Below are 8854 nucleotides of genomic sequence, written 5' to 3' on the forward strand. Positions count from 1 at the left end.
TCGTCGCCCGCATTGAGAGGGCGATTAAGGGCAGGCGATCGGACCAATGAGCAAAGCTGACGCTCGTGCTAAACAACAGTCGCAACGAACGCAGACACATTGATGATTGCCCGCCGGTGCAGCTTTCCCCGGTTCAGCGCTGGTGAAACGAACGCGACACCGCTTCGCTGAGCGGGCCGAGCAAATAGGCAAGCGCGGTGCGCGCCCGTACCCGCACAGTCGCCTGAACCGGAATTCCCGGCCGCAATCCGGCGTTCGTCCCGCGTGCTTTGGCGAGCATTACGAGCTGATCGTGCGGAACCACGATGTCGGCGGTGTAATAGCTCCGGCCCGTCTTCTCATCGTGAAGCGTGTCGGCCGACACGTTGCGCACCATGCCTTTCAGGATCGGCAGATCACGTTCATGGAATGACAGGAAACGAACCTCCGCAGGCATATTTTCGCCGACGCCGTCGATATCGGTGGGATCGAACTGCGCGCGAATGATCAGCGGCGCTGCGTCGGGCACGATGTCCATGATCGGCTGACCGGGGCTGATGACGCCGCCTTCGGTGAAGACGTGCAGCCCCACGACCCGGCCCGACACCGGTGCGCGAATCTGGATGCGCGCCAGTTGCTCGCGCGCCGCCCTGAGTTTGGGCAGCAGGTCGTTGAGCTGAAAATGATCGTCGCGCAGCTGGGCCGCGCTGTCCTCGACATATTTGCGCTGGGCGCGAATGAATTCATCGCGGCTCTGGCCGATCTGCTCGCCCGCAGCCGCCGCGCGCGCCCGGTAATCCGCCTCGGCGCCCTCCATTTCGGTCACGCTGCGCCGCAGCGCGCGAATCTGATTTTTCGAGACATAACCCTTTTCGGCGACAGGCCTCATTGCTTCGAGCTGCTCAGCATAGGAATCGCGCTGGCTTGCCGCTGATGCCGATTGCGCGCGATTGCCCGCCGCCTGTTCGCGCAGCTGCGCTTCCTGCTGGCGGAGCACGGCATGTTCGGCCGCGATCGACCGGCGGCGCGCATCATATTGGTCGAGCTGAAGCCGCTTGGCATGTTCGGCGATCATTCGGTCTTCGGGCGACAGCCGAGCGAAGCTCGCCGGCCACGTAATCGGGTGGCCGCTGATCTCCGCCTCCAGTCGGGCGTCCTGCGCCTGCAGGTTGATCACCGAACTGGCCAGCGAGCGCTCCTGCGCCCGGACCTCGTCTCCGGCAAGGCGGATCAGCACCTGCCCTGCCTTCACATGTTGACCTTCGCGAACATCGAGCGCGGCAATAACGCCGCCGTCACGTTGCTGCACTGTCTGACGGTTGCCGACCACGGTAACCTCGCCGCGTCCCTGCGCCGCCGCGTCGAGCCGGGCGAGCGATGCCCATCCGAGGAACACGACAAAAAACAGCCCCGCGACGACCCAGCCGAGCAAAGCCACGCGCGCGGGCGGTTTATCGAGTCCTTCGAGGATCCGACGCGGCGGAAGGGCGCTGATCGAACCGGTCATTCCGCAGCCTCCACCAGATCGCTATCGTCCGCACCGGCGGTGTTTCCGCTGCCTTTGTCGCCGGTATCGCGCACCAGCATCTTTTCGCGAGGACCGAATGCCTGCACCGTGCCGTCGCGCAGCACCATGATCTTGTCGGCGATCCGGAGCACCGCCGGGCGATGCGTCGACAGGATGACGGTCGAACCGCGCCGTTTGAGTTCCTGCAACGTCTGAAGCAGCCGTGCCTCGCCATTGCGATCGAGATGCGCATTGGGCTCGTCGAGAAGCACGAGCCGCGGCGAACGATACAGCGCGCGGGCGAGCGCGATCTGCTGGCGCTGCCCCGCGGACAGCCCGCCTTCGCGGCTGCGCAAATCGGTATCATAGGCTTTGGGCAGCTTCAGGATCATCTCATGCGCGCCGGCCAGCATCGCCGCCTCCACCACCGGACGATCGCCGTCGGGCGAAGCGACAAGCCGCGCGATATTGGCATAGACGCTCGCCGGGAACAGTACGGCGTCCTGCGGCATATAGCCGATATGGCGGCCCAGCGCCTCACGGTCCCAGTCGGCATGCCGTGCGCCGTCGATCCTGAGGTCGCCCGAATCGGCATCGATCGCACCCGACAGCACCCGCAGCAGCGTCGATTTGCCTGCCCCGCTCGCTCCCACCATCACCAGAATTTCGCCCGGCGCGGCGCTCATGTCGATCCGGTCGAGGGTCTTGCGCTCGCCGTCGGGCGCGAGAACCGTGACTCCCCTGGCGACGATATGCCCTTTGGGCGCTGGCAGTTCGGTGCGCTGCGGCTCGAACGCGCCTGCTTCCGAAAATTTGACGAGATTGCGATAGGCGGAGCGTGCGCCGATCAGGCTCTTGTACGACGCGATGATCTGTTCGATCGGTTGCAGCGACCGGCCGAGCAGCAAGGACGCGGCAAAGATCGCTCCGGCCGAGATCTGCTGGTTGATCGCAAGCCATCCCCCCAGCGCCAGCGCCATCGACTGGAGCAGCATACGCAGGAATTTGGTGGTCGCGAGATGCAGACCCGATATCCGCGCGGTATCCGCCTGAACGAGCGCAACCGAGGCGCGATCGTTCAGATGCCCGGCGACAACGGCTTCGCGCATCCCCAGCGCCCGGACGACCTCGGACGACTGGACCGAATATTCCTGGCTGCGTATCAGTTCGGCCGAGCGCGCCTGTGCCGTGCGCAGCCCGGCGCGGGTTCGCACTTCGCCGCTCCACGCGATCGCGCCGAGCAAGATTCCGGCGAACAGCGCGAGCAGGCCGAGCCAGGGGCTGAGCAGGCAGCAGACGATGATATAGACCGGCGCCCACGGCCCGTCGAAAAGCGCGATGATCGCCGGTCCGACCAGCACGCCGCGCAAGCTGTCAAAGTCGCGCAGCGCCTGCGATCGTTCGGCATTGTCCATCCCCTCGGCACCAAGCACCTCGACCAGCAACGCCGGCGCAAGCGTGCGCTCCAGCCTGATGCTCGCGCGCTGCAACAGGCGCATCCGCACCATGTCGAGCAGCGCGAGCGTGATCAGCGCAAAGGCAAGGATGATGCTGAGCAGCAGCAGCGTCGATCCGCTGCGCGACGGTACGACACGGTCATACACCTGCAGCATGAACAATGAGGGCGCGAGATATAAAAGGTTGATGAGGCCGCTGAACAGGGCGGCATAGGCAAAGTGCCGCCGACACGCGGAAAGCGCATGCGACAATGCGTTGAAGGCAGCACTTTCAGTCATTCAGCAATCCGCAAACAAACAAGCGGGGCCGGTCGGGCCGGCCCCTCCCCCAACTCAATGATGAAACGCATCCATCAGTCCGTGCGAGGCATAGCCAAGCTCATGATGATCCTGGTCCTCGAACAAGCCGCCGACAAACGCGGGCAGGCTGCGGTCGGCCGGGGCTCCCAGCCAGCCGTGATGACCGTTGGTCAGCGCGCTGGCGAGCGACGGTGTGCTGCCGTGCCCGAACTCGACTGCATCTGGATCGCTGACGCCGAGCAATGTTACCGATCCGCCGAGCGAGAAGCCGAACACCGTGTCCTTTATGCCGTCGTGATCGACATCGGTCACCTTTGCGGAGCGAACGCGAACGCCAAAGCCCAGTTCGATCCTGTCCTCGTTCGTGTCGAAATCGGTGATGGTATCGCGACCGCTCAGCAGTTCGAACCCGAAGCTGTCGTGACCGTCGCCACCGGTCATCACATCGTTGCCGAGACCACCGAAGATGCGGTCATTACCCGCACCGCCATCGATCCTGTCATTGCCCGGTCCACCGAGGAGCAGGTCATTGCCCTTCATCCCCTCGATCACATTCTTTCCGAACAGACCGACCAGCGTGTCGTCACCGGCAGTCCCCGTCAGGTTCCCGCCGAAGAGCCCGCCGAGCCGGACCACGCCCTGATGATCGATACCGTTGACGGTCACGTCGACGGTGCCGGTATCGGTCAGGCCATGAGCATCGGTGACCGTATATGTGAAATGGTCGATCACGGTTTCGCCGGGCTTGAGATCGTCAAAGCTGTCGGCATCGGCGACATAGACCAGCTGATGTGCATCGGCGTCGAACTGGAGCGTGCCGTGGGTCTGCGATCCGTCAACACCCGTGATGACGATCGAATCGCCGGAATCGGGATCGCTGTCATTGCCGAGCAGCATGTCCCACAGATTGGCCGTTTCGGCATCATCGTCGACACTGATCGCATCCTGCACGGCATGGGGCGCTTCGTTCACGTCACCCACGGCGATTTCAATCGTCTGCTGCGTCGACAGCCCTCCCTGATCGGTGGCCTGCGCCACGATCGTGAAACTCGCATTCGATTCATGGTCGAACGCTTCGGTCGTGCTTACCGCGCCGGTGCGCGCATCCACCGCGAACCGCCCGCCGGCATCATCGACCAGTGCATAAGTCAGCCTGTCGGTCGCTGCATCATCGGCGTGAAGCGTGCCGACCAGAGTTCCCGCCGGCCGGTTTTCATCTACCGATGCATGGTCGATGGCAAGGTCTGCCGGCGCGACATTGGGTGCGGCCAGATGCAGCAACGCGACTTGCGGGTCATGGTCGGTCGGGCGCGTGTCGGGGGAGAATTCGGCATTGATATGCACCGAATCATATTGTGCCCCTGCGGCCAGTCCGCCCGTCGCGAGGATGTAATCGAATTCCTGCAGGTTGCCCGAATATTGGTAGCTGTACCGCTCCTCGGTCGGCAACAGCGAGCTGAGGTTGGTCAGCACGCCACCTTCGGTCAGATGCTGGATCGCATCTTCCCAGTAAAAGCCGTTGAAATCCCCCATGACCGCGAAGTTCAGGGCCGGATCGTCGGCGAGATGGTCGTTGATATACGCACGCACCCCGTCGGCCTGCGCCGTCCGGCGGTCATCACCCGACTGCGCCGGCGGCTGAACATTGCCGAAATCCGGGTCGCTGCCGCCTCGCGAATAGGAGTGCATGTTGATGAGCGTCACGTTCTGATCGTTGAACGAGAACGTGCCGACCAGCGGGTTGCGGCTGTGATAATATGCATCGCCAGTAATCTGGGTGAGGCTGCCGTCGACGAGCGTGACGCGGTTTTCGTCGTAAACAAAGGCGTTGCGGATATTGCCATTGGGTTCGCCGCCGGTCGAATTTTCGGTCGCCGGATCGATCTGCGCGAAGACATAATGCGCCGAAGCATCTGCTGCATTCATCGCCTCGACCAACGCACCGAGATTCTGGTTCGCGCTCAATACGCCCGATGCGTTGCCGTTATCATCCTGCACTTCCTGCAGCGAGATGATGTCGGGCGCGCCGAGATTGTAAATCATGTCATGCGCAAGGATGTCGTATTTATTGTCCGACGGATCGAGATTTTCGACATTATAGGTCGCTACCGAAAGATGGTCGGCATCGCCCTGAAGCGCTGTCGTCTCCCGCGCGAGTGTGGTCGGCGTCACCACGGTCGGTTCGGCATCGGGCAGCACTTCGTAGGAATCATAGCTGTACCCGACAACGCCGGTGACGCTGGCGATATGATCGCCCTGCGTCAAATGGGTGAAATCGCGACTGGTGCTGTCGATCTGGATACGTTCGGGATTGGCATCGCCTTCCGAAATCGTCAGGCCGCCGCGCTGCGAAACCCCGCTCGCGCCCTCACCATCCGACGCGACGACATAGGTTTCGCCGTAATTGTTGGTGCTCTGGATCACCAACGGGTTTTCGATCGTGACGCGCATCCCTTCGAGCGATTCGTAAAAATCGATCCCGTCATGCTGGGGGTCGTAGGACGTCAGGCCGTCGTCATCGATCACCTTGTCCGGGGGAAGAACACCGTCGGCACCGATGACCACCGCATCGGGAAGCACGTTGCCCGTGCTCGTCACCGTCACGATCGCATGGTCGAGCTCGGTCGTGGTCAGCCCTTTATCGTCGGCTGCATATTCGGAAACGGTGCCTTGCGCCTTTACGCCGTCGCCGACCGAGACCGTCGGGGTGCTGCCGGTATAGACATAGATCGCGTCCGACGTCGCGCTGTCGCCGTCTCCCTGCGCATCCTGCAGGTAGAAACCAAAGGGGCCGACCTGTGTGACGATGCCGGTCGTCGTCACATCCTGACCGACATAGGCGCTGGTGTGGCCCGAGCCCTGAATTTCATAGATGGCGAGGGCGATCGGATCGTCGTTGATGATCGTGCCCGTCGCGCTGGCTTCGTCGATGACGATATCGCCCTGCGGGTTGGACAGGGTCAGGCCCACCGCCTCATTATATTCCGAATTCGTATCACCCTGCACCTGCAACACGATCTGTTGCGTGGATTCGCCTGCGGCGAAATGGACGGTGCCGGTCAGCGCCTGTCCGGGCGCCAGATCGTCGGCTGAGATGCCGCTGGTGTCGAAGGCATAATCCACCGACGCCGCACTCGCGCTACCGCCCGCGCGATGGATGGTGAAGACGAGAGCGCTCGTCCCGCTGTCGCCTTCCAGCGTGGTGGCATCGTCGACCCGGATATGACCAGTGTCGGTCGCCGACAGGAAGCTTTGCCCTTCATTGACCGCGCCGAAACTGTCGTCGCTCGCGCTGCTCCAGGTGAAATCGGCAGCGGTCGAACCCGACCCTTTTAGCTGCAGCGAAAAGCCGGTGCCCGGCGCCGGTTCCTCGGCGACGCCGATATCAGTGCTCGTCATACCGCTGGCGGGACCGCTGGTGGCTGTGAAACTGCCTTCATAGGACAGGAACTGGACGACATTGCCGCCCGCATCGACGAGTGCGAGGCCATCGGGTGAGCCGTTCTGGATGCCGGGCGCATCGACCGAGACGGTGCCGAAGCCGTTCGACTGGTCAGCGATCACGCCCGAAAGCGCGATCGTCTGGTAATCCGCGCCGCCATTGCCGTTGTAGAGCACGACCGACCAGCCGGTAAGGTCGGTTCCGGCGGTTCCCGCAACCTCGATCGCCTCGCCCGTGTCCGAACCGCTATTGTCGTAGTGCAGCTCGTTAACGAAGACGTTTTCCGCGCCCGTCGAGCCGCTTGAATCGTCGTTCACGATCGTTCCGGTGGCGGAAGCCTTGTCGATCGTCGCCCCACCGGTCGCATCCGACAGGGTCACCGAGAAGGTTTCGTCGGCTTCGATCGTCGTATCGCCGGCGACCGCGAGCGTGATCGTCTTGCTCGTTTCTCCGTCGGCAAAGGCAATATCGCCGCTGAACGTCTGGCCGTCTGCAAAGTCGGCCGCATCGGCGGTGCCGAAGGCGACGTCGTAATGCGCCGTCACCGCACCGGTGCTGCCGCCGTCGCGCGACACGGTGAAGCTGATCGGTTGCGTGCCCGTATCGCCTTCGGTGACGCTCGCATCCGCGATTGACAGCACGCCGGGCTGACCGCCGCTGCCGCTGCCGCCCAGCGTTTCGCCGCTATTGAGCGAGCCGAAGCTGCTCGGCGCCTCGGCCTGCCAGGTCAGATGATCGATATCGCTCCCGACGAGCTGCAGCGAGTCGGTGGCGGGCGTCGTACCGCTTTCGGAAACACCGACATCGGTGCTGGTCATCCCATCGGCGGGACCGCCCACTGCCGTGATCGTTCCTTCATACGAAAGGAACTGCAGCACCTCGCCGGTGGCGGTGCGGACCAGCGCGAAACCGTCGGGCGATCCGTTCTGAAGCCCCGGCACATCGAAGGCGAGCGCGCCATAACCATTGCCTTCGTCATCGATGACGCCCGAAAGATCGATCGGCGAGCCATAGGTGCCACCGCCATTGCCGTTATAGAGCACCAGGCTGTAGCCGCTAAGGTCGGTGCCTGCCGTTCCGGCGATCTCGATCCCTTCGTTCACATCGCCACCGGCATTGTCGTAGTGGAATTCGTTGATGAACGGATCGATCGCCGGGGGCGCTGCAACTGCCGCCTGGCTGGTGACATGGATATTGTCGATCCCGACCCATTCGTCGCTGCCATTTGCATTGGCGGTCATTATCCGAACCTCCAGCTTCGACGCGCCGTTAGCGTCGTCGGGCAGCGTCACGCTGAGCGGCGTCACCAGCGTATCCGAAGCATCGGTCGCATCAGCGATATAGCCGCCCGGGACATCGGCCCACTCGCCGGTATCGGCGGTACGGTACTGAACCACAATCTGCTGCACCGCATCGTCGCGAGCATCGATGTCGCGCGCGTCGAAGCTGAGTGTCATGCTTTGCCGGTCGGTCGCGTCAAGATAGAGGACGAGGTTAGGATTGTCAGCAGTTCCCGATCCCTGAAGTGCGATCGTCGGATCGGCGATCTCAAATTCAGCGACCCCGCCATTGTTGATTCCGCTATTGGTTTGATTCGCGATCGCGTCGACCGTGGAAAAATCCTGTGTGACCGTCCGCGCATCACGATCGGCGGACGTTGTCGACGGATCGTCGCCCAGATAGCCCATGATGCCCGGGACATTGCTCCAGTCGTCATTCGTCGTGATCAACCCGGTATCGGACCAATCCTGCACAAAATCGCCGCTCGAAAGATCGAAATACACCTTGGACATGAGATTCCTTCCCCCAATACACCCGCGACCTATGGCTACCGGGACCCGATCGCGCGAAACTATGTCGCCGGGGATTAATTCAGGCCTGTGACAGACAGGTGAAATCGTTCACGGAATTTTTACCATAGCCGGCCGGCCGCAAAACAGGTCTGCGTCTTCGCTGCCGAATCGCATGTCTTCAACCGACACGATCTGAAACCGCGCGTTCCCCGCCGCTTATAAAAGGTGGTACACGAAGCTGAGGCGCGAGATGCCGGATATCCGGACCAGCGCTCATTGACCTAGGCTCAGGACCTATTAAATTGCTTGCGAACGGCCCGATCGATTGATTCACTGGCGGCGTGAGGAGGCGCTGCCATGAGTGATTTGATTTGGT

The 8854-nt window shown here is 62.5% G+C and carries 3 protein-coding genes; all 3 read right to left on the bottom strand.

Features of this window, described 5'->3' with window-relative positions; translation table 11 throughout:
* Positions 1–133: 133 nt before the first annotated feature.
* Genes EV664_RS13500 through EV664_RS13510 form a run of 3 tightly spaced genes read right to left on the bottom strand, consistent with a single transcriptional unit; the run spans position 134 to position 8478 of the window.
* Positions 134–1486, bottom strand: coding sequence for an HlyD family type I secretion periplasmic adaptor subunit (locus tag EV664_RS13500; RefSeq protein WP_133496249.1), 1353 nt, complete (start codon positions 1484–1486; stop codon positions 134–136).
* Positions 1483–3222: a type I secretion system permease/ATPase gene (locus tag EV664_RS13505; RefSeq protein ID WP_133496250.1), complete on the bottom strand. Its 1740-nt coding sequence runs from the start codon at positions 3220–3222 to the stop codon at positions 1483–1485. The genes EV664_RS13500 and EV664_RS13505 overlap by 4 nt, the downstream gene beginning before the upstream one ends.
* 54 nt (positions 3223–3276) lie before the next feature.
* Positions 3277–8478, bottom strand: coding sequence for an Ig-like domain-containing protein (locus tag EV664_RS13510; RefSeq protein WP_133496251.1), 5202 nt, complete (start codon positions 8476–8478; stop codon positions 3277–3279).
* Positions 8479–8854: the final 376 nt, after the last annotated feature.

Origin of the sequence: Stakelama pacifica (genome assembly GCF_004361835.1) — a bacterium.
GTDB classification, from domain to species: domain Bacteria; phylum Pseudomonadota; class Alphaproteobacteria; order Sphingomonadales; family Sphingomonadaceae; genus Sphingomonas; species Sphingomonas pacifica.

Coding starts and splice junctions, on each gene's coding strand:
- EV664_RS13500 (WP_133496249.1), bottom strand. CDS start 1,486: ATGACCGGTTCGATCAGCGCCCTTCCGCCGCGTCGGATCCTCGAAGGA.
- EV664_RS13510 (WP_133496251.1), bottom strand. CDS start 8,478: ATGTCCAAGGTGTATTTCGATCTTTCGAGCGGCGATTTTGTGCAGGAT.
- EV664_RS13505 (WP_133496250.1), bottom strand. CDS start 3,222: ATGACTGAAAGTGCTGCCTTCAACGCATTGTCGCATGCGCTTTCCGCG.